Here is a 23136-nt window from a genome sequence, read left to right as displayed (position 1 = left end):
GCAATCCCTGGCAAAACCGCTTGGCGCTTTGTCTGGGAAAACCGCTTCACACTTTTCCTGGAATTGCTCTATTCCCAGCCGACCATGCGCTGATAGAGCGCATAGACCGGATCGGCGGCCGCGCCTGGCTGATAGGCCGATGGTTCGGCATCGATCATCCTTGGCGTCCTTCGCTCGGGTGCGGCGGCGGTTTCTTCGGCGTCGGGCTCGGCATCCTCGCCGCCTGACTGCGCCTGCTGCTGATCCTCGGACGCGTCGTCGCGGTGGTGCTGATGCTGGTGGTGCGTTTCGCCTGCCTTCTCGTTCGACGGCGTATCCTTGGCGAACTGGTAAGGCAGCTGGGTATAGGCAAGTCCCTCGGGCATCCTTGCCGCCAACGGCACATAGGAAGCCTCGGCCGTCTCGGGAACCGGCATCATCTGCGGTTGCGCGGAGATTTCTTTCGGCTGACGGACGGCCACGGTCTCGATATCCATCTGCGGCGGACGGAGCGCTGCGGACTGGCGAGGATCGGATGCTGTGAATTCGGCTGGCTGCCTGGTCAAGGTTTCGGTCGCATCGCTGATGACGGCGTCATCGAGGATCGTATCGATCTCCACTGCCGCCTCGACGGGAACATCTTCCAGCACGGTTTCGATGTCCTGCTCGCGGATGATGGTGGCGATCATCTCGGAGACTTCTTCAGTCATGGAGGCGACAATTCCTGCCCAGTTCCTGGGAATGACAGGATCGACCTTTTCCGACATCGCGCGGGGTTGAATGGCGGCCGGCTCCGGCGTTTCCGGCGTGTCGTCGGCCGCTGCGGCTTCCATCGGCAACGGTTGCCCGGCTTCGATCTCCTGCGGCGCAGATTTTTCCGGGGCGATCTCCCTTGCCGTCGCCGGGGCGGATTGAGCCCTGTTCTCAGCCTTCGGCGCTTCCGGATCGGCAGCTTCCACGGCTTCGGCGATGACCGCTTCTTCGACGGTCGCCAAAGCTGCGGCCTCGATCAGCGAATCGGCTGACGCAGGCGCCGTGTCTGCCGGCTGACGCATGGCGGCAGGCAGCCTGTCCTCATGCAGCCGGATCTCGGGGCGAGCTTCGGCGCGCATCGGCGATGCATCGTTCTGGCCATAGGAGCGGACGACGGCGCGGGCGGCGAGATCGCGATCCTTATAGCGGACAATCTCCAGATAGGCGACGACGCGGGCGGCTTCAGGGCCTGTCGGGTTCTTCAGGGCCTCGGCGATCGTCCGGAGCGGCACGCTATGCCCATTCTCGGTGAGCTGGCGCTCGACCTCGTCGATCCTGGCGGTTGGCAGCCGCCGGATGGCATCGGCGAGCCGAGAGGCGAAGGCAAGATTGCTCTCGTCCTCGCCACGATCCAGTGAGATCGAGCGGCCTGCCGCATCGATGACATCGAAAAGGGCTTCGACCATGCGCTCACGCGCCGCAAGGAGCAGAATATTGAGCTTGCCGGCAATGGCGGAATTGAGGTCTGCGGCTTCGACGGCGTTGACAGGCGCGGGGGCAATCACCGAGTGGCCGAGACCACTGGCGACGATCGCCGCTGTCTGACCCTGGGACGAAAAGCTTGCATTGGACGCTGCACGAACGGGAGTCAACATGGCATGCTCCTTTCGTAAAGTGACGATGAAAGCAGGCTCTAGAAAAGGACCGCGCTCATCCGGTCCCCTTGCATCCCAGCAGATCCTCCTGTCCGCATGACGCAGTTCCGGCGTCATCGAATGCATAAAAATTAACAGGAATATTAATAGACAGGCGTTAATGAATCGCTAACGGCCGCGGACAAGTCTGCCGCCCGGTTATTGGCAAACGCAGAATGAAAGCAATTCGCTCAGCTATGGGCGAAGATATCGGCCTCTTCCCAGCCGAGCAGGTCGAGCTTGGCGCGGGTCGGCAGGAATTCGAAGCAGGCCGTCGCATGATCATAGCGGCCGTCGCGGATCAGCCGTTCCGTCAGCTTGTCGCGCAACGCATGCAGATAAAGCACATCGGAGGCGGCATATTCGAGCTGGGCCGGGGACAGCGTCTCGGCTGCCCAATCGGAGGATTGCTGGGCCTTGGAGACATCGACGTCGAGCATCTCCTTGAGATTGTCCTTGAGACCATGGCGATCCGTGTAGGTCCGGATCAGGCGCGAGGCGATCTTGGTGCAGAAAACCGGTGTCGTCGTGACGCCGAAGGTATGGAAGAGCACGGCAATATCGAAGCGGCCGTAATGAAAGATCTTCTGATGGGTCGGGTCTTCGAGCAGTGCGACAAGATTGGGCGCCTGCTTCTGGCCGGCGGCGATGCGGATGATATCGGCGGTGCCGTTACCCGGCGAAAGCTGGACGACGCAGAGCCGGTCGCGGCGCGGCACCAGGCCGAGCGTTTCGGTGTCGATCGCAATCGCGCCGGTGTAGCGGGCGGCATCGGCCGCGGAAATATCGCCTTCGTGATAACGTATGGTCGCTGCCATGAGACTGTCTTTCGTTCGATGCATCCCCTACAGCGCCGCGCGTCTTTTCGAGAGCCGCAAAGGACGCTGTAGCACTTTGAATGGCTGCATAATTTTATCCTTGAGTCGATCCCGATTTAAGGAATTATGCAGCGCTATAGCGCAAAGGCGCAGAGTGCGAAACCGCTTTCCTGCCGCTAGAGCGCCGTGCGTCCTCTTGGACGCACATAGGACGCTCTACCTCTTTTATTTCCGCATTGTGCAGCCATTCAGAATGTCGGCGGCGTGTTGATCCAGAGAAGCACGGTTTCGCCATCGTGGCGGTTGCGCCAGGAATGGTCGCGGCGGCTTTCGAAATAAAGTGAATCGCCGGGACCGAGGTCGAAGAACTGATCGCTGTCGAGCACCAGTTCGAGCCGGCCGGACAGAACATGCATGAATTCCTCGCCCTCGTGGCGATAGGCGCCTTCGCTAGCAGCCCCCGGCGCCAGCACGAAACGATGACAGTCCATCATCCGGCGGCCTTCGGCAAGGAGCTGCACCGCGACACCCGGCGTTGTTTCCGGCCACTTGCGCCATTCGCCGGCGCGCACCAGCGCCGGCACGTCCCCGCTTTCCTCACCGGAGAGGCGGGAGACGGTGGTGCCGTAATATTCGGCGAGATCGTGCAGCGTCTTGAAACTGACGCCCTGCGAGGTGCGTTCCAGCGTCGAGAGCGTCGAAGAGCTGACGCCGATGTCGCCGGCCACCTGATCGAGCGTCTTGCCGCTCGCATGGCGCAGGCTGCGCAGCTTGCGGCCGAGGCCACCATCCTGGCTTGCCTCGGCGCCATCGGCGGAAGGCTCCTCGCTCTCCAGCGCCTCGCGGATTGCCGCGGGATTGAGGCCACGCTCGACACGATACCAGGAGATGCGCTTCAACCGCGCCACATCGTCGGCGCTGTATTGCCGATGACCGGTTTGCGAACGGCCGGGAACCACCAGACCCTGGCTTTCCCAGAGGCGCAGCGTCGAGGCCGAAACGCCCGCCAGCCGCGCGGCTTCCGCCACCTTGTAGCGTACAGGCCCGTTATCGTTCATTCGAAACTATCCCCGATTCCAATCGCCCCAGAGCCTTCATCAAAAAGTGTGATGTTTGAAGCAAAAAATGCCGCTTGATTTCTTGCAGGAAAAATGTAGGAACTTTCTACACATCTTGCAGAACTTATGCAAGATAGTTCTGAAGCCCTTTTCAGCGCAGGAGCGCATCGATGAACGCGACAAGCCTTACGGACCGGAAGAACGCAGCCATTTCACGCGGCGTCGGCATGACGACCCAGATCTATGCGGATCGCGCAGAGAATGCCGAGATCTGGGACAAGGAGGGCCGCCGCTACATCGATTTCGCCGCCGGCATCGCCGTTCTCAACACCGGCCACCGCCATCCCCGGGTCATCGCAGCGGTCAAGGATCAGCTCGACCGCTTCACCCATACCTGCCATCAGGTGGTGCCCTATGAAAGCTACGTACACCTTGCCGAACGGCTGAACGTGCTGGTGCCTGGTGATTTCGAGAAGAAGACGATCTTCGTCACGACGGGCGCTGAAGCGGTTGAGAACGCCGTCAAGATCGCGCGCGCCGCGACCGGCCGCTCCGCCGTCATCGCCTTTGGCGGCGGCTTCCATGGCCGCACCTTCATGGGCATGGCGCTGACCGGCAAAGTCGTGCCCTACAAGGTCGGCTTCGGCGCGATGCCGGGCGACGTGTTCCACGTTCCCTTCCCGATCGAGCTGCACGGCGTCACCGCCGATCAGTCGCTGGCGGCGCTGAAGAAGCTCTTCGCCGCCGATGTCGATCCGCAGCGCGTCGCCGCCATCATCATCGAGCCGGTGCAGGGCGAAGGCGGCTTCTATGCTGCCCCCGCCGCCTTCATGAAGGCGCTGCGCGGGCTCTGCGACCAGCACGGCATCCTGCTGATCGCCGACGAGGTGCAGACGGGTTTTGCCCGCACCGGCAAACTGTTCGCAATGGATCACCACGAGGTGGCGCCTGACCTGACGACGATGGCAAAGAGCCTGGCCGGCGGCTTTCCGCTCGCCGCCGTCACCGGCCGCGCCGCGATCATGGATGCGCCGGGACCGGGCGGGCTCGGCGGCACCTATGGCGGCAATCCGCTCGGGATCGCGGCCGCCCATGCCGTGCTCGACGTCATTGTGGACGAGGATCTCTGCAACCGCGCCAACCAGCTTGGCGGACGGCTGAAGCAGCGGCTGGAATCGTTGCGCGAGACGGTGCCCGAGATCGTCGATATCCGCGGACCGGGCTTCATGAACGCCGTCGAATTCAACGACCGGACGACGGGACTGCCGAGTGCGGAATTCGCCAACCGGGTGCGGCTGATCGCGCTCGACAAGGGCCTGATCCTGCTCACCTGCGGCGTCCATGGAAACGTCATCCGCTTTCTTGCACCGATCACCATCCAGGACGAGATCCTCGGCGAAGCGCTCGATATTCTCGAAGCCTCGATGCTGGAGGCGAGCGCGGCCAAGTGACCGCACCGAAACCGGATTTCAATGGCTGCCGGCAACTGGCAGCCACACTCCCAAGGAGGATATGACATGGCTTTCACCACCGCACTGACCAAGCACGTTCCCTTCTCCTCGCCGTTTCTGCGCGATGCCGGCTATATCGACGGCGTCTGGACATCAGGCGATGCCACGAGGACTTTCGACGTGCTGAACCCGGCAACCGGTGAACTGCTCGCCTCGCTGCCCGATATGGGTGCGGCAGAGACGCGGGCGGCGATCGATGCAGCCCATGCCGCCCAGCCGGGCTGGGCTGCCCGTCCGGCCAAGGAGCGCAGCGCGATCCTGCGCAAATGGTTCGACCTGATGGTCGTCAATGCCGACGAACTCGCCGCGATCCTGACCGCCGAAATGGGCAAGCCGTTCCCGGAAGCGCGCGGCGAGATCCTTTATGCCGCGGCCTATATCGAATGGTATGCGGAAGAAGCCAAGCGCATCTATGGCGAGACGATCCCCGCGCCTTCCGACGATAAACGGATGATCGTCATCAGACAGCCGGTCGGCGTCGTCGGCACGATCACGCCGTGGAATTTCCCGGCGGCGATGATCACCCGCAAGATCGCCCCGGCGCTTGCCGTCGGCTGCACCGTGGTCTCGAAGCCAGCCGAACAGACGCCGCTGACGGCGATCGCACTTGCGGTGCTCGCCGAGCAGGCCGGCATTCCGGCCGGCGTCTTCAACGTCATCGTCGGGGTCGACGGTCCGGCGATCGGCCGCGAGCTCTGCGGCAACGAAAAGGTGCGCAAGATCAGCTTCACCGGCTCGACGGAGGTCGGCCGCATCCTGATGCGGCAGTGCGCCGACCAGATCAAGAAGGTGAGCCTGGAGCTCGGCGGCAACGCCCCTTTCATCGTCTTCGACGATGCCAATCTCGACGATGCCGTCGAGGGCGCGATCGCCTCCAAATACCGCAATGCCGGCCAGACCTGCGTCTGCGCCAACCGCCTCTACGTCCAGTCGAACATCTATGACGCCTTCGCCGCCAAGCTTGCCGCCAAGGTCGCCGAGATGTCGGTCGGCGACGGCTTCAAGCCGGGTGTCGTGATCGGGCCGCTGATCGACGAGCAAGGCCTTGCCAAGGTGGAGGACCATGTCAGCGACGCGCTTGCCAAGGGCGCCAAGGTATTGACCGGCGGCAAGCGCATCGACGGCGCCGGCACCTTCTTCACGCCGACAGTCCTGACAGGCGTTGCGCGCGGCATGAAGGTGGCGCGCGAGGAGACCTTCGGGCCGGTGGCGCCGCTCTTTCGCTTCGAGACCGTCGAGGATGTCATCGCCCAAGCCAATGATACGGAATTCGGTCTTGCCGCCTATTTCTACGCCGGCGACCTGAAGAAGGTCTGGCGGGTGGCGGAAGCGCTGGAATACGGCATGATCGGCATCAATACCGGCCTGATGTCGTCCGAGACGGCACCCTTCGGCGGCATCAAGCAATCCGGCCTCGGCCGCGAAGGCTCGCGCCACGGCGCCGACGACTATCTGGAAATGAAATATCTCTGCATCGGCGGCGTCTGATTGATCATCCTAACGAGACGGGCACGCGGCATTGCGCCGCGTGCCGTCAATAATGCGGCGGGCGGGTAATGCCAGGCGCTTCCAATGACTGCTCTTCCAGCGACAGGAAGCGTTCGGTCAGCCGGTCGAGCTTGGTGCGCATCTGCTCGACGGTCTTCCATTGCTCGGCGAGCTGATCGGAAAGCTCTTCGATCGTCTTTGCCTGGTGGGCCAGCATTTCTTCCAGCCGGGTGATGTGGTTCGTCTCGTCGGACATTAGAGCCTTTCCGGGTTAGATTGCAGCATTCTGCCGGAGCAGCTTTTCGTCAGGGCAAAGGCGATTGGCGAAGGGCATACCCCAAGGTACGTCCGAGCCGATCGCCTTTGCCCTGGCGGAAAGATGCCCGGCCCTTCGGGTTGGCTGAAACGGGCCGCCTACTCGACCGGCCGGCTTGGCCGTAGAGCTGGGATACGACGCGCGCCGGCCGGTCGACCATCCGACTCCGTTTGAGCCAACAGAATACTACAATCTAACCCGGAAAGGCTCTAGATCCTCCTTTGCCGAAACCGGCAGAACAGATGGTTCTGCAAAGCGGAAATAGGCCGCCGCGTCAATGCTTTCCATGCCCGGCGCGGCCACGCGCAAAACTGTACCGTTTGGTTACTAAAAGACCTTGCCGCGCCTGATGTTGTGGGGTAGGCCGTTATCCATCAGGGAGGAATACTGATGGATGCAGGAAACGGCTTTCTTCATCCGGACCGGCTTTTTCCGGCTGATCCGGCAACACGGACCATCGCGCGCGACCTCTACGAGACGGTGCGCAATCTTCCGATCGTCAGCCCGCACGGGCATACCGAACCCTCCTGGTTTGCCGACGACAAGCCCTTCGAAGACGCGGCCTCGCTGCTGGTCATTCCCGATCACTATCTCTTCCGCATGCTGCACAGCGTCGGGCTCACCTTGGACGAGCTCGGCGTGCCGCGGCTCGACGGCAAACAGGTGGCAACAGGACGGGCGATATGGCGGACTTTTGCCGCGCATTATCACCTTTTCCGCGGGACGCCTTCGAGCCTTTGGGTCGACCACGCCATGTCGGCCGTGCTCGGTTGCACCGAGCCGCTGACATCTGACAATGCCGATGCGCTCTACGACCATATCAATGCCCAGCTTGCCCTTCCCGAATTCCGCCCGCGGGCGCTGCATCAGCGATTCGGCATCGAAACGATCGCGACGACGGATGGGGCGCTCGATCCTCTGGCACATCACCAGAAGTTGGCGGCCGACGGCTGGATCGGCAAGGTGCGCACCACCTACAGGCCGGACAATGTCACCGATCCCGACGCCGTCGGCTTCCGCGACAATCTCGTCAAGTTCGGAGAGATCACCGGCACTGAGGTGACGCGCTGGGACGGCCTGATCGAGGCGCATCGACGCCGGCGCGCCTATTTCCGCCAGTTCGGCGCCACCGCCACCGACCACGGCGTGCCCACCGCCTTTACATCAGATCTGCCGCTTACGGAAAAACAGGCGCTGCTCGAAAAGGCCCTGAAGGGTCCGCTTTCGCCTGAAGAGGCCGAGCTCTTCCGCGGCCAGATGATGACCGAGATGGCCGGGCTTTCGGCCGAAGACGGCATGGTGATGCAGATCCATGCCGGCTCGAGGCGCAATACCGACCGCGGGCTCTTTGCGACGCGCGGCGCCAATATGGGCGCCGATATTCCGACACGCACGGACTGGGTCGGCGGCCTGAATGCGCTGCTATCAAAATATGGCCACGCACCGGGTTTGCGTGTGCTGCTCTTCACGCTCGATGAGACGACCTATGCACGCGAGCTGGCGCCGATGGCTGGCCACTGGCCCTGCCTGATGATCGGCCCGCCCTGGTGGTTCTACGACAGCCCGAACGGCATCCGGCGCTATCTCGACCAGGTTGCGGAAACGGCAGGTTTTGCCAATATGGCGGGTTTCAACGACGATACGCGCGCGCTGCTTTCGATCCCGGCCCGGCATGACGTCTGGCGCCGCGAAGTCTGCCGCTTCCTCGCCCAGCTTGCCGCCGAGCACCGGATTTCCAAGCGGGAAGCCGAGATCGTCGCGGGCGAGCTTTCCTACGGCAACGCAAAGAAGGCCTACAAGCTGTGACCGAACGACTGCAGACGCTTTCCGGCCTCGCCCCGACGGCGAAGCTTCCCGCCTATGACCGCGACCAGCTGAAAAGCGGCATCCTGCATCTTGGGCCGGGCGCCTTTTTCCGCGCGCATTTCGCGCCGTTTACCGATGCCGCAATTGCGGTGAGCGGCGGAGACTGGGGCATCGAGGTGGCGAGCCTGCGCACAGCCGATGTCGCCGATCACCTCAACGAGCAGAACGGCCTCTATACGATGCTGATCCGCGATACGTCGGGCACGGTGGCGCAGGTGATCGGCCCCATTTTGCAGGCGCATGTGGCGACCCGTGATCCAGCAGGACTGCTCGATCGGCTGGAAGATCCTGCAATCCGCATCGTCAGCCTGACGGTGACGGAAAAGGCCTATGGCATGGATACCGCGACCGGAGGGCTCGACCTCAACCATGCCGATGTGGCGGCCGACCTCGCCAACCGCCGTGCGCCGCGCGGCGTCATCGGCTATCTGGTCGAGGGACTTTCCCGGCGGCGGGCGAAGGGCATCGCCCCCTTCACACCGCTCAGCTGCGATAATCTTCCGAGCAACGGCGCCGTTTTGAAACGACTGGTTCTCGATTTTTCCGAACGCGTCGACCCCTCGCTTCGTCAATGGATCGAGGTAAATGTGCCTTTCCCCTCGACCATGGTCGATCGCATCACGCCGGCGAGCACCGAGGCGACTTACCAGGATGCCGAACGGCTGACCGGACGGCAGGATCTGGCAGCGATCGAGACCGAACCCTTCACGCAATGGGTGATCGAAGATCATTTCGCCGATGGCCGGCCGGCCTGGGAGAAGGCCGGCGCCTTGATGGTCACGGATGTTTCGGCCTATGAGAAGATGAAGCTCCGGATGCTGAACGGCGCACATTCGCTGCTTGCCTATCTCGGTTATATCGGCGGCTATGAATTCATCCGCGACGTAATGGATGATGCTGGCCTGGCGGCCCTTGCCTACCGCCACATGCATGCGGCCGCGAGAACGCTCGATGCGGTTCCTGGCATCGACCTCGATGACTATGCCAGCGAATTGATAGCGCGCTTTGCAAACAAGGCGATCGCACATCGCACCTATCAGATCGCCATGGACGGCACGCAGAAACTGCCGCAGCGGCTGCTGGAACCCGCAACCGAGGCACTGGCGCATGGCGACAAGGCGGAGACCTATGCGATCGCCGTTGCAGCATGGATGCGCTACGCGATCGGCGAGCACGGCAACGGCGAGCGCTATGAACTGCGCGATCCCCGTGCTGGCGAAATCGCCGTTCTCATCGCCGATGTCCCGCGCACCGGCCTTGCGATCTCGGCGGCTCTTTTCACCCTTCCGGGACTCTTTCCGGCAGCTTTGACAGGAAATCGGGCGTGGACGCAGGATGTCTCCGACAAGCTGGAGATCCTGATTCAAGACGACCGGTTGCCGCTTTTCTAGAACAGGATGATTTTAGGCCGGGTCGGCCTAAAATCTGAATCCTGTTCTACATTATATAGTTAGAGCATGCTTTCGTCCGAAAACCGCTCACACTTTTCGGCATCATGCTCTAGCCCCGCTACGCCTTGATGCGCGCCATATCCGGATCGTAGAGCGGCGACAGCGATACCTTGCAGGGGATGCGTTCCCGCGCGACGTCAAGCTCATAGGCGCCGGAGAGGACGAAATCCTCGGTCACGCCGTCGGGATTGCGGACGTAGCCGTAGCCGATCGGCTTGCCCAGCGTATAGCCGAAGCCGCCGCTCGACAGCCAGCCGACGCGCTTGCCGTCGCGATAGATCGTTTCGCGGCCGAGCAGTACAGCATCCGCATCCTCCGGAATGAAGCAGGCGAGGCGTTTCTTCACCCCACCCGCAAGCTGCCGTTCGATCGCCTCACGGCCGCGGAACGGGATATTCCTCCGCATCTTCACCGCCCAGCCGAGACCGGCTTCAATAGGCGTATGGTCGGGACCGATATCCGACCCCCAGGCGCGATAACCCTTTTCCAGGCGGCAGCTCTCAATCGCGCGGTAGCCGGCATTGACGAGGCCGAGTTCACCGCCAGCGGCCATCAGCACGTCATAGACCGTGGTCGCATATTCAATGGGAACATGCAGCTCGTAACCGAGCTCGCCGACGTAGGTGATGCGCAGCGCCCGCACCGGGCAGCCTGCAATGCCGATGGTCCTGACCTTGCCGAAGGGGAAGGCCGCATTCGAGACGTCGCTGCCCGTCACCTTTTCCAGCACGACGCGCGAATTCGGTCCCATCAGCGACAGCACGGAATAGGCGGATGTGACGTCGACCAGCTCGGCATGCATCGCCGCCGGTATATTGCGTGCGATCCAGTCGAAGTCATGCGTGGCGAAGCCGGTACCGGTGACGATGTAATATTCGTTCTCGGCGATGCGGGCGACCGTCACGTCGCATTCGATGCCGCCCTTGTCGTTCAGCATCTGCGTGTAGACAAGCGATCCCACCGGCCTTGCGACATCGTTGGCGGCGATCCAGGACAGCGCTGCCTCGGCATCCCTGCCCTTCAGCACGAATTTGGCAAAGGAGGTCTGGTCGAAGATAACGGCCGCTTCGCGCACGGCCTTGTGCTCGCGGCCGACGGCGTCGAACCAGTTCTGCCTGGTGTAGCTGTAGACATCCTTCGGCTCCTCGTTGGCGAAGAGATCGGCAAACCAGTTCGGCCGCTCCCAGCCGAGCTTTTCGCCGAAACAGGCGCCCTGCGCCTTCAGCCTGTCATAGAGCGGCGATTTACGGCAGGGGCGGCCGCTCGAATGTTCCTCGAACGGCCAGGCCATGGTGTAATGTTTGCCGTAGGCTTCGAGCGTGCGTGTCAGCACCCAGTCGGTATCGAAATGCGGACGTCCGAAACGGCGGATATCGACCGGCCAGAGATCATATGGCGGTTCGCCCTTCGTCACCCATTCGGCAAGCGCCATGCCGGCGCCACCGGCCGAGGCGATGCCGAAGGCGTTGAAACCGGCGCCGACGAAGAAATTCTTCAGCTCCGGCGCCTCGCCGAGAATGAAGTTGCCATCCGGCGTGAAGCTTTCCGGGCCGTTCAGCAGCTGCTTGACGCCGACATTCTCCAGCGCCGGAACGCGGCCGAGCGCCTGTTCCATGATCTGCTCGAAATGGTCGAAATTGCTGTCGAGCAGCGTGTAATGGAAACCTTCGGGGATGCCGTTTGCCGCCCAAGGAATGGGGTTCGGCTCGTAGCCGCCCATGACGATGCCGCCGACCTCTTCCTTGTAATAGGTCAGGCGATCAGGATCGCGCAGCGTCGGCAAGTTGGATGGCACGCCGAAGGATTCGGTGATGATGTATTGATGCTCGACGGAGACCAGCGGCACGTTGACGCCGAAACGGGCGGCGAAGGGGCGCGTCCATTGGCCGGCGCAGACGACGACGCGCTCGCATTCGATGCGCCCTTGCGCCGTGACGACGGCACGAATTCTCCCCTTGTCGATTTCGAGGTCGAGGACTTCGGTATCCTCGAAGATCGAAACGCCCGACATGCGGGCGCCCTTTGCCAGCGCCTGGGTGATGTCGGAGGGATTTGCCTGGCCGTCGGTCGGGAGGAAGGCGGCGCCGACGAGATCGTCTGTCGTCATCAGCGGCCAGAGATCGAAGGCTTCCTGCGGGGTCAGCAACTGCATTTCGAGGCCGAAGGACTGGGCGGTGGTCGCCTGGCGCCTGACCTCGGTCCAGCGTTCTTCGTTGCAGGCAAGACGCAGGCCGCCATTCATCTTCCAGCCGGTGCCGAGACCCGTTTCCGCCTCCAGCCGCTTGTAGAGATCGACGGAATAGCCGAGGAGCTGGGTGATGTTGGCGCTGGTGCGCAGCTGGCCGACGAGGCCGGCGGCGTGGAAGGTGGTGCCCGAGGTAAGCTTCTTGCGCTCCAGCAGCACGGTATCGGTCCAGCCGAGCTTGCCGAGATGATAGGCCGTCGAGCAGCCGATAATACCGCCGCCGATGACCACGGCTTTCGCCGTCTTCGGTAATTCCTTCGTCATTTAATGGTCCTGTTCAAAGGCTTGATAGGCGCGCTCGAAGCGCGCGAGATTTTCGGCCGTGTAGCCGGCGTAATCGAAATCGATGGTGGAATGGATTTCCGAAATCATGCTCCAGAGCGTCTCGCGTAGCAGCGAGGCGCATTTCATCGCGGTATAGCGCCGGCTGAGATTATCGGTCAGCGGCCGGTCGAAATAGGTCTCCAGCATCGTGCGCTCGGCCGCTTCCGAGAGTTCGTTGTTGGAGGCCAATCCGCCAAGATCGAAAAGTGGCGTGTTGAAACCGGCATAGTCCCAGTCGATCAGCCAGAGCCGTTTGCCGTCATCGAGAAAGTTGGCGGCCAGCAGGTCGTTGTGGCCGAAGGCGATCTCGAAAGGCCCTGCCGCTTCCTCCAGTACCTCAGCCCGGCCGAGGAGGACCGGCAACAGAGGAAGATAAGCGCTTTCCGACGCCTTCAGATTGGCGGCGTAGTCGCGGATGACGTGGAAGACCCAGAAGATCATAGCCTGGCCGCGGAAATGCCGGGCAATGTCGCGATGGCAGGCGCGGACCAGGGGCAAGACCCGGGCCAACATTTGCGGCGTCCTGATATCTTCCGGCGAAAGCGCTCTCGCCTCGATATATTCGAGCACCAGGACGCCCGGCGAATGGTGGATGACCGCCGGTGAAATGCCGGCTGCATGGGCGGCACGGCTTGCGGCAAGCTCGTTCTGCCGGTTGATGTGATGGATCGGAATATCGGTGCCGAGCCTGACCACGCAGCGCGCGACGGCATCGCTGACCAGATAATTCCTGTTGGTGATGCCGCCTGCTATCGGCGAGATTTCGATCGGGCCCTGCCAGATGCCAAGCGCATGAATCCTATCTTCAGGCGTCATGCTTGATCCCCCTGCGGCCCCTCCCGAAATGATGGGCCAGAGGAGGATCTGATGTCAAGCAGCGGCGCGCTTAGATCGTCTTGCCGGCGGCATCGAAGACGTGGCAGCGGGCCGGATCGAAGGAAGCCTTCACATTGGCGCCGCGCTCCACCTTCTGCTGCCCGTCAAGCGCGACGGTCAGGAGCTGGTTATCCGGCGTGGTCGTGTAGAGCATGGTGGCGCCGCCGAGATTTTCGACGAGATCGACGTTGACGGTCGAGAGCGTGATGGCGCCATCGGCCAGCGAAAGATGCTCGGGACGGATGCCGAAGGTGACCTCCTCTCCCGCCCCGCCTTTCAGCCGGCGTGGCAGGCGGACGGAATTACCGCAGACATGGATGCTGGTTTCGGTCTCGCCGACCTGCTCGATGCGGGCCTTCAGGAAATTCATCTTCGGGCTGCCGATGAAGCCGGCGACGAAGCGGTTGGCCGGGTTGTTGTAGAGATCGAGCGGGGCGCCGACCTGCTCGATACGGCCGGAATTCAACACCACGATCTTGTCCGCCATCGTCATGGCTTCGACCTGGTCATGGGTGACATAGATCATCGTATTGCCGAGGCTGCGGTGCAGGCGGGAGATCTCGACGCGCATCTGCACGCGCAGTTCGGCATCGAGATTCGACAGCGGTTCGTCGAACAGGAATATCCGTGGCTCGCGCACGATGGCGCGGCCGATCGCGACACGCTGACGCTGGCCGCCGGAGAGCGCCTTCGGCTTGCGCTCCAAGAGCTTCTCGATCTGCAATATCTCGGCGGCGCGCTTCACCTTCGGCTGAATATCGGCCTTCTTGTAACCCGCCGTCTCCAGGCCGAAGGCGAGGTTCTTGTAGACCGACATGTGGGGATAGAGCGCATAGGACTGGAAGACCATGGCGATGCCGCGCTTGGCGGGCGCCACCTCGTTCATGCGTTCGTTGTCGAGCAGCAGCCCGCCGCCGGTGATCTCCTCGAGACCTGCGATCATGCGCAGAAGGGTCGATTTTCCGCAGCCCGAGGGGCCGACAAAAACGACGAATTCGCCGGGATCGATGGTCAGATCGATGCCATGGATCACATCCAGCGAGCCGTAGCGCTTCTCGACCTTCTGAAGAACGACACTGGTTGCCATCTTCTCAAAACCCTCTCTTTTTATTTTGTCGGTTACTTCGTTCTTGCGCGCCAATCGGCGTATTTCGGGCTGTCGGGACCGACCGGCAACGGCACTTCGGCGCCGCTGTCGGAAGACTGGTAGATGGCGGTGACGAGTTCCAGCGCGCGGCGGGCGTCCTTTGTCGTCACCGGCAACGGCGCATGGCCGCTGAGGAAAGCGTGGAACTGGCCCATCTGGGTGGTGAAACGCGGCGCGACCGGCTGCCAATCGCCAATCACCCCGTCGATCTGCTCCTGCACGTCGTCATTTGCGGCGATGATCTTCCAGGGGTCCTTGCCGGGTGTATAGGGCTCGTGACTGCTCTCGAAAGTAACGTTCTCGAAGTGCAGCCTGAGCCGGCTAATCTGCTCCTGCGAACCAAGCGTGCAGGACAGCGAGACAAAGGCGCCGCTTTCCATCAGCAGGCTGGCAGAGGCACAATCCTCGACCTCGATATCGTTGACGCGGGTGGCGACGCGGCCGAAGACCCTGGCCGCCGGACCCATCAGATGCATCAGCATGTCGTGCAGGTGCAGTGCATGGGTGACCAGCACGCCGCCGAGTTCCGTCGCCCATTTGCCGCGCCAAGGCACGGCGTAATACTCCGGCTTGCGCAGCCAGAAGGTTTCGACCGAAGCGGTATAGGGCTTGCCGGCAATACCGGCGTCGATGATCCGCTTGGCCTTCTGAATGCCGTCGCCGTAACGGTACTGGAAGATCGGCATCAGCACGCCTTTGGCGGTCTTTTCCGCTTCCATGATGGTATCGACGGCGGCAAGCGAGCCCGTCAGCGGCTTTTCGCAGACGACATGTTTACCGGCGGCAAGTGCTGCAACCACCTGTTCCAGATGGATGCCGGGAGGCGTGCAGATATCGATGATATCGATCGTGTCGTCGGCCAGCAGTTCCGCAAAAGAGGTGGCGCGCCGTTCGATGCCGAACTCGTCGCCGACCGCTGCCATGCGCTGTTCGTTCAGGTCGCAGATCGCCACGACCTTGAACTTGTCGGAATGCGGCAGGTAACCCTCGACGATGTGGGAGCGGCCGATACCGCAGCCGACGATCGCGACCGTTCTGATGCTCATGTCGCTCTTTCCCGTTATCACCATCAACGCTTCATGCCCGTCGTGGCGATGCCCTCGATCAGCAGGCGCTGGAAGAACAGGAAGAAGAAGAACACCGGCACGAGCGTCAGGGTCGACATGGCGAACAAACCGCCCCAATCCGATGCACTGGTGGAATCCACGAAGGTGCGCAGGCCGAGCTGGATCGTATAAGTGTTCATGTCGTTCAGGTAGATCAGCGGGCCGAAGAAATCGTCCCAGGTCCAGATGAAGGAGAAGATGGCGGCCGTTGCCAGCACCGGCAGCGACAGCGGCAGCATGATCTTCCAGTAGATTCGCCAAGCGCTGCAGCCATCCATCATCGCCGCCTCGTCCAATTCGCGCGGAATGCCGCGGAAGAACTGCACCATCAGGAAGATGAAGAAGGCATCGCTTGCCAGGAACTTCGGCACGACAAGCGGCAGGATGGTGTTGACCCAGCCGAGATCGAGAAAGAGCACATATTGCGGGATCAGCGTCACGTGATAGGGGATCATCAGCGTGCCGAGCATGATCGCGAACCAGAAATTCCGGCCGGCAAAACGCAGCCGCGCAAAGGCGAAAGCCGTCAGCGAACAGGCGATGACATTGCCCGTCACCACCAGCAGCGAGATGACCAGCGAATTCCAGAAGAACCGGCCGAAGCTGACATCGAGGCCGACCCAACCGCGTGCATAGGAGGAGAAATCGATCGACGACGGGATGAGCGATGTCGACGAGAAGATCTCGTTTTCCGGCCTCACCGATGCCGAAACCATCCACAACAGCGGATAGAGCATGAGGAGTGAAGCGGCGATCAGCAGGGCGTGGATGATGAGCGACGCCGGCAGGCTGCGTTTGGTGATGTCGGATGGCGGCCTGGCCGCAGTGACGGAAGCGGTCATCTCAGTCATCGTAGTGCACCCAATAACGCGAGGTCAGGAAGGAGAAAGCGGTGAAGATCGCGATGATCACCACCAGGATCCAGGCGAGCGCCGAGGCGTAGCCCATGCGGAAATTGCCGAAGGCTTCCTGATAGAGGTAGAGCGTGTAGAACAGCGTCGAGTTGATCGGACCGCCGGTGCCGCCTGATATGATGAAGGCCGGCGTGAAGGCCTTGAAAGCATCAATCGTCTGGACGACGGCATTGAAAAAGATCACCGGGGTCAGAAGTGGCAGCGTGATCTTGTAGAATTGCCGGAACTTGGAGGCGCCGTCGAGGCTCGCGGCCTCATACATATCCTGCGGGACCTGGCGCAGGCCGGCCAGGAAAATAATCATCGGCGAGCCGAACTGCCAGACGGACAGCGCCACCAGCGTGTAGATCGAATAGTTCGGATGCGAGATCCAGCTCGGACCTTCGATACCGAAATACGAAAGCGCGGCATTGACGAGGCCATCGCTGGCGAAAAGCTGGCGCCAGAGCACGGCGATCGCCACGCTGCCGCCCAGCAGTGACGGCAGATAGAAGATGGCACGATAGACCGACAGCCCGCGCAGGCCGCGGTTCAGCGCCATGGCGACCAGCAAGGCGAAGGTCAGTTTGAACGGCACCGAGAAGACGACATAAGTCAGGGTGACGTGCATGGCGGCCGAGAATTTCGGGTCCGCCGTGGCGATGCGCACGTAATTCGCCATTCCCACCCACCGCGGCGACTGGAGCATGTCGAAGTCGGTGAAGGAGAGGTAGAGCGAAATCAGGGCCGGCCCGAGCGTCAGCCCGAAAAAGCCGATGAGCCACGGAAGAAGGAAGAGATAGCCGGGAGCATTGGCATTCCAGAGACGCCTGAAGCGTCCATCGGCCACGGCCCCCTGATATCTTTCCACATTTATGGCCCCTGCGGGCGTGCGCATCGCATTGCTCATACGGGATCAGCCTCGTGCGAGAATCTGCGTGATTTCATCGACAAGCTGCTTGCCGCCATCGGAAGGTGATACCTGTCCGAAGGCCACCTGTTCGGCGATGTTGCGCAAGGTCAGCTCACCTTCACCGGCGCCGGCGGGCGGCGGCGGCGGCAATTTGCCGGCGAGTTCGCCAAGGCCGCTGACATAGGCGAGCGCAACCTTGCCGTTCTCGTCGAGCTTCGCCGCGACGACCTCACGCATGGCGCTCGATTCCGGAATGCCGCGTTCGACATCCAGAAGCAGCGCTGCCTCGGGGTCCTTGACGAAGAAATTGACGTAGTCCACGGCCAGGTCCACGGCTTTCGACTGGGCGGAGACCGAGAAGAACATCGAAGGCTTGCGGTAGTGGCCGCCCTTCGAATCCGCCTTGACGCGCATGTAGTTGGTCAGCGCCAGCTTGTCCTTGTTCATTGCCTGATAGGCGACGAACTGGTTGGAATGGGCAAAACCAGCGGCCGACTTGCCGAGCGATACCGTGTTGGTTTCGATATCGTTCTTGTCGAGGGCCTGGACATCAGCAGGAACGCAGGCGCCGGCCGCACGGAACTTGGCCCACATGTCGTACCATTCGGAGGCATCGTCCACGCCGAAGGCGATCTTGCCGTCGGCGGTATAAAGCGCCTTGCCGCGCTGACGCAGCCAATTCTCGAACAGCGGTTCACCGCCGCTGCCGTCGGCCATGCCGAACATGCCCTTGCGTTTGCCTGCCTTGGTGATCTCCGCACCGATGCGGCCGAATTCTTCCCAGGTGGTTGCCTGGGTCGGCAGATCGACGCCGGCCTCCTTGAAGGCCGTGGTGTTCAGGACCGTGGCCGCCGAATTCGCCCCGAGGCTGACGCCATAGAGATGGCCGTCGACGCTGCCGCCTTCGATCTGCGCCTTGTCGAAATCGTCGAGGTTGAGCTTGGCCGGCATATAGGATTCGAGCGGTGCGAGCGCGCCGCGCCGCGCATACTGGACGATATAACGATAGTCCATCTGGATGACATCGGGCGCGTTGCGGCCGGCGACCTGGGTCGCAAGACGCGGCCAGTAGTCGCCCCAGCCCAGGAATTCGCCGGTGATCGACGTGCCCGGCTTCTTCGTCTGATAGAGCTGCGATACCTTGTTGGTGCGATCCGCGCGCGGCTGCGAGCCCCACCACAGGAGACGCAGGCGCGTTTCCTGTGCCAAAGCGCTGGTTCCCAGCGCCGAGAGCGACAGAAGCGTCGCTCCTCCCGCAACGAAATTACGTCTGCTTACACGTAGGCTCATTTTTTCCTCCTCCAAAGGGAAGCGCCTCCACACGCTTCCGAACCTAGTTACCCTTGCATAAATAACTAATTGGTTACAAGCTACGGGCAAAGCGGCGAGCGTGTCAAGCGGTGTCGCACGCGGGCCCTTCAAATTCGGTTTTTACAATTTCGCACCGAAGGCTTATGAGCGCAACATGTGAAGTCGGAGGTGGAGAGATGAACGACAGCGGGGAGAATGGGGAAAAGAAAAGGTCTCGACGCCCGGTCGCGGAGCGGACGGCCCAACGCGATCCAGAGCGAACACGCGCTGCGATCCTCGATGCGGCAACCCGGGAATTCGCCGAAAACGGCATGGGCGGGGCTCGTGTCGACGCCATCGCCGAGCGCGCCGGCACCAACAAGCGCATGCTCTATCATTATTTCGGCGACAAGGAGCAGCTCTACCTCAAAGTGCTCGAAGAAGCCTATGTCGGCATCCGCACCGCCGAGCGCGCGCTTCATATCGGCGACCGCAGCCCGGAGGAAGGCATCGGCGAACTGGCGCTCTTCACCTGGCGTTATTTTCTCCAGCATCCGGAATTCCTCAGCCTGCTCGGCACGGAAAATCTGCATCGCGCCCGCTGGCTGCGCCAGTCCGTCCGGCTCAAGGAACTGCATTCGCATCTGATCGGCGAGCTTTCGGACGTGCTCGAGCAAGGAAAGAAGCAGGGCGTCTTCATCGAGACCGCTGATCCCCTGCATGTCTACCTGACGATCGCCTCGCTCGGTTATTTCTACCTGTCTAACCAGTACACGCTGTCGACGATCTTCGGCCGCGACCTGATCGAACCGACCCATCTCAATGCCTGGGAAAGGCATATCGTCCACGTCACGCTCGCCTCGATCAAGCGCTGAATCTCGAAAATCGGATTTGACTATTGACAGCCGCGCCGCTCTTCTGCCATCAAGTAACTGTTTAGTTACCGGCTTGGGAGGGCCGGGCCAGGATGCCCGCTCCCGCCGCAAAAGATTGCTGGGAGGAAAAAATGGCACGCTTGGGGATCATCTTGCACGGCGTCACCGGCCGCATGGGTTACAATCAGCATCTGGTGCGTTCTATCCTCGGCTTCCGCGACCAGGGCGGCATCACGCTGAAATCGGGCGAGAAACTCGAGATCGACCCGATCATCGTCGGCCGCAACGGCGCCAAGATGGAAGAGCTGGCGAAGAAGCATGGCATCAAGCGCTGGTCGACCGATCTCGATGCCGCTCTCGCCAATCCCGACGACACGATCTTCTTCGACGCCGGCACGACGCTGATGCGCGCCGAGCTGCTGTCCAAGGCGCTCGATGCCGGCAAACATGTCTATTGCGAAAAGCCGATTTCCGACGATCTGCAGGTGGCACTCGACCTTGCCCGCAAGGCGCGCGGCTCCGGCCTCAAACATGGCGTCGTGCAGGACAAGCTCTTCCTGCCCGGCCTGCGCAAGCTGGCGCTGCTGAGGGATTCCGGCTTCTTCGGCAAGATCCTCTCGGTGCGCGGCGAATTCGGCTACTGGGTTTTCGAAGGCGATTGGGGCGTGCCCGCCCAGCGGCCCTCCTGGAACTATCGCAAGGGCGACGGCGGCGGCATCATTCTCGACATGCTCTGCCACTGGCGCTACGTGCTCGACAATCTGTTCGGGGAGGTCAAGGCTGTCTCCTGCCTCGGCGCCACCCATATAGGCCGGCGCATCGACGAGCAGGGCAAGCCCTATGATTGCGACACCGACGATGCTGCCTATGCGACCTTCGAGCTCGAAGGCGGCGCGATCGCGCAGATCAATTCCTCCTGGGCCGTTCGCGTCCGCCGCGACGACCTCGTCACATTCCAGGTCGACGGCACGCATGGTTCGGCCGTCGCCGGCCTGACGAAATGCTGGAGCCAGCACCGCGTCAACACGCCGAAGCCGGTGTGGAATCCGGACCAGCCGCAGACGATCGACTTCTACAAGACCTGGGACGAGGTTCCGGACACGCAGGCCTTCGACAACGGCTTCAAGGCGCAGTGGGAAATGTTCATCCGCCATGTTGTCGAAGATGCGCCGTGGCCCTATGGCCTGGAAGCCGGCGCCAAGGGCGTGCAGCTTGCCGAACTCGGCCTGAAATCCTGGGCCGAGCGCCGCTGGCTCGATGTTCCCGCACTGGAGTTCTGAGCCGTGACGACGATCAATCTCCCTCTTGACGGCAAGATCGCCCCCTACACGCTGACCGGCACGCCGATCGCACTCGCCAAGCGCGACGCCAAGGCCTTTCCGCGCATCGCCTTTGCCGCCGCCCATGTCGTCGCCGATCCGCTCGCCGACAACGATCCGTGGCTGACGCCGGCGATCGACTGGGAGCGGACGCTCGCCTTCCGCCATCGGCTCTGGGATCTCGGCCTCGGCGTTGCCGAAGCGATGGATACGGCACAGCGCGGCATGGGCCTCGGCTGGCCGGAAGCGCGCGACCTCATCCGCCGGGCGCTCGGTGAGGCGGCCGGCCGCAAGGACGCACTGATCGCCTGCGGCGCCGGCACCGATCATTTGACGCCGGGACCCGACGTCACTATCGACACGATCCTCAGGGCCTATGAGGAGCAGATCGAAACCGTGGAGGCGGCCGGTGGCCGCATCATCCTGATGGCGAGCCGCGCGCTTGCCGCCGCTGCCAAAGGACCGGACGACTATGTCCGCGTCTATGACCGGATCCTCCGCCAGGTCAAGGAACCTGTCATCATCCATTGGCTCGGCGAAATGTTCGATCCGGCGCTCGAGGGTTATTGGGGCAATGGTGATCATATCAAGGCCATGTCCACCTGCCTCGAGGTGATCGAGACGCATGCCGACAAGGTCGACGGCATCAAGATCTCGCTGCTCTCCAAGGAGAAGGAAGTGGCGATGCGCCGCCGGCTGCCGAAAGGCGTGCGCATGTATACCGGCGACGATTTCAACTATGCCGAACTGATCGCCGGCGACGAAGAAGGCCATTCCGACGCGCTGCTCGGCATTTTCGATGCGATCGCGCCGGCAGCCTCGGCAGCCCTCGAAGCGCTCGGCCGCAAGAGCAATCATGAATTCTTCGACCTGCTGGAGCCGACCGTGCCGCTGTCGCGCCACATCTTCAAGGCGCCGACCCGCTTCTACAAGACCGGCGTCGTCTTCCTCGCCTATCTCAACGGCCTGCAGGACCATTTCGTCATGGTCGGCGGCCAGCAGAGCACGCGATCGCTGACGCATCTGGCCGAACTCTTCCGCCTGGCCGACAAGGCACGGGTTCTGGCCGATCCCGAACTGGCCGCAAGCCGGATGCAGAAGGTGCTCGCCGTCCACGGCGTCAACTGAAGACACCGGATGGAGGAGAATAACATGCAGGTCGAAGGACTTTCGATCAATCTGGCGACGATCCGCGAACAATGCGGCTTTGCCCAAGCCGTCGACATCTGCCTGAAACACGGAATCACCGCGATCGCGCCGTGGCGCGACCAGGTCGCCAAGGCCGGTCTCGACGAGGCTGTGCGGATCGTCAAATCGAACGGTATCAAACTGACTGGTCTTTGCCGCGGCGGCTTCTTCCCGGCGGCAAACGATGCCGACTGGCAGAAAAACCTCGACGACAACAGGCGGGCGATCGACGAGGCGGCAGCGTTTTCCGCCGATTGCCTCGTGCTCGTCGTCGGCGGTCTGCCGGGCAGCTCGAAGGACATCGTCGCAGCGCGCCGAATGGTGTTCGACGGCATTGCCGCCGTTTTGCCGCATGCGCAGGCTGCCGGCGTGAAGCTCGCCATCGAACCGCTGCATCCTATGTATGCCGCCGACCGTGCCTGCGTGAACACGCTCGGTCAGGCGCTCGATATGTGCGAGCAGCTCGGCGAGGATGTCGGCGTTGCGGTCGATGTCTACCATGTCTGGTGGGATCCCGATCTTGCCAACCAGATCGCCCGCGCCGGGCGCATGAAACGCATCTTTGCCCATCACATCTGCGACTGGCTGGTGCCGACAAAGGACATGCTGCTCGACCGCGGCATGATGGGCGATGGTGTGATCGACCTCAAAGGCATAAGAGGAATGGTGGAGGCCGCCGGTTTCTTCGGCGCGCAGGAGGTGGAGATCTTTTCGGCCGAGAACTGGTGGAAACGCCCGGCCGACGAAGTGATCGCCACCTGCGTCGAGCGCTTCAGGAGCTGCTGCTAAAGCATGTCGCGCAAAAG

General features: G+C 62.2%; 19 protein-coding genes. 8 read left to right on the top strand and 11 right to left on the bottom strand.

Annotation, left to right across the window (positions count from 1 at the left end):
- Nucleotides 1–68 precede the first annotated feature (68 nt).
- The 3 genes from J3P73_RS00560 to J3P73_RS00550 all read right to left on the bottom strand — a co-directional run bounded on the left by J3P73_RS00560 (nucleotide 69) and on the right by J3P73_RS00550 (nucleotide 3522).
- A complete protein-coding gene (locus J3P73_RS00560; protein WP_075225764.1) occupies nucleotides 69–1607 on the bottom strand; it encodes a hypothetical protein in 1539 nt (512 codons plus the stop codon).
- Between the two features lie 230 nt (nucleotides 1608–1837).
- Nucleotides 1838–2464, bottom strand: a complete 627-nt coding sequence (locus J3P73_RS00555) for a ribonuclease D (protein WP_024323108.1) — start codon at nucleotides 2462–2464, stop codon at nucleotides 1838–1840.
- Nucleotides 2465–2712: 248 nt separating this feature from the next.
- A complete protein-coding gene (locus J3P73_RS00550; RefSeq protein ID WP_018068682.1) occupies nucleotides 2713–3522 on the bottom strand; it encodes a MerR family transcriptional regulator in 810 nt (269 codons plus the stop codon).
- Between the two features lie 170 nt (nucleotides 3523–3692).
- Here J3P73_RS00550 and J3P73_RS00545 point away from each other — a divergent pair, with 170 nt between their 5' ends.
- Together J3P73_RS00545 and J3P73_RS00540 are read left to right on the top strand one after the other, a co-directional pair.
- On the top strand, nucleotides 3693–4973 hold the full coding sequence (locus tag J3P73_RS00545) for a 4-aminobutyrate--2-oxoglutarate transaminase (RefSeq protein ID WP_130772017.1): 1281 nt from the start codon (nucleotides 3693–3695) through the stop codon (nucleotides 4971–4973).
- Nucleotides 4974–5039: 66 nt separating this feature from the next.
- A complete protein-coding gene (locus J3P73_RS00540) occupies nucleotides 5040–6521 on the top strand; it encodes an NAD-dependent succinate-semialdehyde dehydrogenase (protein ID WP_130772015.1) in 1482 nt (493 codons plus the stop codon).
- 46 nt (nucleotides 6522–6567) lie between these two features.
- On the opposite strand, the gene J3P73_RS00535 is transcribed toward J3P73_RS00540, so the two are convergent.
- Nucleotides 6568–6777 carry a SlyX family protein gene (locus J3P73_RS00535; RefSeq protein ID WP_064250150.1) on the bottom strand — a complete coding sequence of 70 codons (210 nt, stop codon included), beginning with the start codon at nucleotides 6775–6777 and terminating at the stop codon, nucleotides 6568–6570.
- A 450-nt stretch (nucleotides 6778–7227) separates the two neighbouring features.
- Here J3P73_RS00535 and uxaC point away from each other — a divergent pair, with 450 nt between their 5' ends.
- Nucleotides 7228–8643, top strand: a complete 1416-nt coding sequence (uxaC, locus tag J3P73_RS00530) for a glucuronate isomerase (RefSeq protein ID WP_130774109.1) — start codon at nucleotides 7228–7230, stop codon at nucleotides 8641–8643.
- Nucleotides 8640–10094, top strand: a complete 1455-nt coding sequence (locus J3P73_RS00525) for a mannitol dehydrogenase family protein (protein ID WP_130765409.1) — start codon at nucleotides 8640–8642, stop codon at nucleotides 10092–10094. The genes uxaC and J3P73_RS00525 overlap by 4 nt, the downstream gene beginning before the upstream one ends.
- 118 nt (nucleotides 10095–10212) lie before the next feature.
- Here J3P73_RS00525 and J3P73_RS00520 read toward each other — a convergent pair whose 3' ends face one another.
- The 7 genes from J3P73_RS00520 to J3P73_RS00490 all read right to left on the bottom strand — a co-directional run bounded on the left by J3P73_RS00520 (nucleotide 10213) and on the right by J3P73_RS00490 (nucleotide 18948).
- On the bottom strand, nucleotides 10213–12663 hold the full coding sequence (locus J3P73_RS00520; protein ID WP_130774108.1) for a GcvT family protein: 2451 nt from the start codon (nucleotides 12661–12663) through the stop codon (nucleotides 10213–10215).
- On the bottom strand, nucleotides 12664–13539 hold the full coding sequence (locus tag J3P73_RS00515) for a phosphotransferase (protein WP_024323114.1): 876 nt from the start codon (nucleotides 13537–13539) through the stop codon (nucleotides 12664–12666). It abuts the gene before it with no gap.
- A gap of 70 nt (nucleotides 13540–13609) precedes the next feature.
- The gene (locus J3P73_RS00510; protein WP_130665324.1) at nucleotides 13610–14686 is read right to left on the bottom strand and encodes an ABC transporter ATP-binding protein; all 1077 of its coding nucleotides are present in this window, start codon (nucleotides 14684–14686) and stop codon (nucleotides 13610–13612) included.
- A 32-nt stretch (nucleotides 14687–14718) separates the two neighbouring features.
- A complete protein-coding gene (locus J3P73_RS00505) occupies nucleotides 14719–15816 on the bottom strand; it encodes a Gfo/Idh/MocA family protein (protein ID WP_024323116.1) in 1098 nt (365 codons plus the stop codon).
- Nucleotides 15816–16703, bottom strand: coding sequence for a carbohydrate ABC transporter permease (locus J3P73_RS00500; protein ID WP_024323117.1), 888 nt, complete (start codon nucleotides 16701–16703; stop codon nucleotides 15816–15818). Before J3P73_RS00500 ends, J3P73_RS00505 begins: the two co-directional genes overlap by 1 nt.
- Nucleotides 16696–17655 (bottom strand): carbohydrate ABC transporter permease, encoded by a 960-nt coding sequence (locus J3P73_RS00495; protein ID WP_024323118.1) that lies wholly within the window; start codon nucleotides 17653–17655, stop codon nucleotides 16696–16698. The genes J3P73_RS00500 and J3P73_RS00495 overlap by 8 nt, the downstream gene beginning before the upstream one ends.
- A gap of 6 nt (nucleotides 17656–17661) precedes the next feature.
- Nucleotides 17662–18948, bottom strand: a complete 1287-nt coding sequence (locus J3P73_RS00490) for an ABC transporter substrate-binding protein (RefSeq protein ID WP_018483117.1) — start codon at nucleotides 18946–18948, stop codon at nucleotides 17662–17664.
- Between the two features lie 197 nt (nucleotides 18949–19145).
- On the opposite strand from J3P73_RS00490, the gene J3P73_RS00485 reads away from it, so the two are divergent.
- From J3P73_RS00485 to J3P73_RS00470, 4 genes are all read left to right on the top strand, one after another.
- Nucleotides 19146–19823, top strand: coding sequence for a TetR/AcrR family transcriptional regulator (locus J3P73_RS00485; protein WP_018483118.1), 678 nt, complete (start codon nucleotides 19146–19148; stop codon nucleotides 19821–19823).
- Nucleotides 19824–19954: 131 nt separating this feature from the next.
- Complete coding sequence (locus J3P73_RS00480; protein WP_018483119.1) at nucleotides 19955–21103, top strand: Gfo/Idh/MocA family protein; 1149 nt, start codon at nucleotides 19955–19957, stop codon at nucleotides 21101–21103.
- A gap of 3 nt (nucleotides 21104–21106) precedes the next feature.
- A complete protein-coding gene (locus J3P73_RS00475) occupies nucleotides 21107–22270 on the top strand; it encodes a dihydrodipicolinate synthase family protein (RefSeq protein ID WP_024323119.1) in 1164 nt (387 codons plus the stop codon).
- 24 nt (nucleotides 22271–22294) lie between these two features.
- Nucleotides 22295–23119 carry a sugar phosphate isomerase/epimerase family protein gene (locus tag J3P73_RS00470; protein WP_024323120.1) on the top strand — a complete coding sequence of 275 codons (825 nt, stop codon included), beginning with the start codon at nucleotides 22295–22297 and terminating at the stop codon, nucleotides 23117–23119.
- The last annotated feature ends 17 nt before the right edge of the window (nucleotides 23120–23136 follow it).

It is taken from the genome of Rhizobium ruizarguesonis, from assembly GCF_017357285.1.
GTDB classification, from domain to species: domain Bacteria; phylum Pseudomonadota; class Alphaproteobacteria; order Rhizobiales; family Rhizobiaceae; genus Rhizobium; species Rhizobium ruizarguesonis.
This window is presented reverse-complemented; position numbering and strand designations above follow the sequence as displayed.

Excerpts from the sequence above, each read along its gene's own strand:
- J3P73_RS00560 (WP_075225764.1), bottom strand. The coding sequence starts at position 1,607 with ATGTTGACTCCCGTTCGTGCAGCGTCCAATGCAAGCTTTTCGTCCCAG.
- J3P73_RS00555 (WP_024323108.1), bottom strand. The coding sequence starts at position 2,464 with ATGGCAGCGACCATACGTTATCACGAAGGCGATATTTCCGCGGCCGAT.
- J3P73_RS00550 (WP_018068682.1), bottom strand. The coding sequence starts at position 3,522 with ATGAACGATAACGGGCCTGTACGCTACAAGGTGGCGGAAGCCGCGCGG.
- J3P73_RS00545 (WP_130772017.1), top strand. The coding sequence starts at position 3,693 with ATGAACGCGACAAGCCTTACGGACCGGAAGAACGCAGCCATTTCACGC.
- J3P73_RS00540 (WP_130772015.1), top strand. The coding sequence starts at position 5,040 with ATGGCTTTCACCACCGCACTGACCAAGCACGTTCCCTTCTCCTCGCCG.
- J3P73_RS00535 (WP_064250150.1), bottom strand. The coding sequence starts at position 6,777 with ATGTCCGACGAGACGAACCACATCACCCGGCTGGAAGAAATGCTGGCC.
- uxaC (WP_130774109.1), top strand. The coding sequence starts at position 7,228 with ATGGATGCAGGAAACGGCTTTCTTCATCCGGACCGGCTTTTTCCGGCT.
- J3P73_RS00520 (WP_130774108.1), bottom strand. The coding sequence starts at position 12,663 with ATGACGAAGGAATTACCGAAGACGGCGAAAGCCGTGGTCATCGGCGGC.
- J3P73_RS00515 (WP_024323114.1), bottom strand. The coding sequence starts at position 13,539 with ATGACGCCTGAAGATAGGATTCATGCGCTTGGCATCTGGCAGGGCCCG.
- J3P73_RS00510 (WP_130665324.1), bottom strand. The coding sequence starts at position 14,686 with ATGGCAACCAGTGTCGTTCTTCAGAAGGTCGAGAAGCGCTACGGCTCG.
- J3P73_RS00505 (WP_024323116.1), bottom strand. The coding sequence starts at position 15,816 with ATGGTGATAACGGGAAAGAGCGACATGAGCATCAGAACGGTCGCGATC.
- J3P73_RS00500 (WP_024323117.1), bottom strand. The coding sequence starts at position 16,703 with ATGACTGAGATGACCGCTTCCGTCACTGCGGCCAGGCCGCCATCCGAC.
- J3P73_RS00495 (WP_024323118.1), bottom strand. The coding sequence starts at position 17,655 with ATGAGCAATGCGATGCGCACGCCCGCAGGGGCCATAAATGTGGAAAGA.
- J3P73_RS00490 (WP_018483117.1), bottom strand. The coding sequence starts at position 18,948 with ATGAGCCTACGTGTAAGCAGACGTAATTTCGTTGCGGGAGGAGCGACG.
- J3P73_RS00485 (WP_018483118.1), top strand. The coding sequence starts at position 19,146 with ATGAACGACAGCGGGGAGAATGGGGAAAAGAAAAGGTCTCGACGCCCG.
- J3P73_RS00480 (WP_018483119.1), top strand. The coding sequence starts at position 19,955 with ATGGCACGCTTGGGGATCATCTTGCACGGCGTCACCGGCCGCATGGGT.
- J3P73_RS00470 (WP_024323120.1), top strand. The coding sequence starts at position 22,295 with ATGCAGGTCGAAGGACTTTCGATCAATCTGGCGACGATCCGCGAACAA.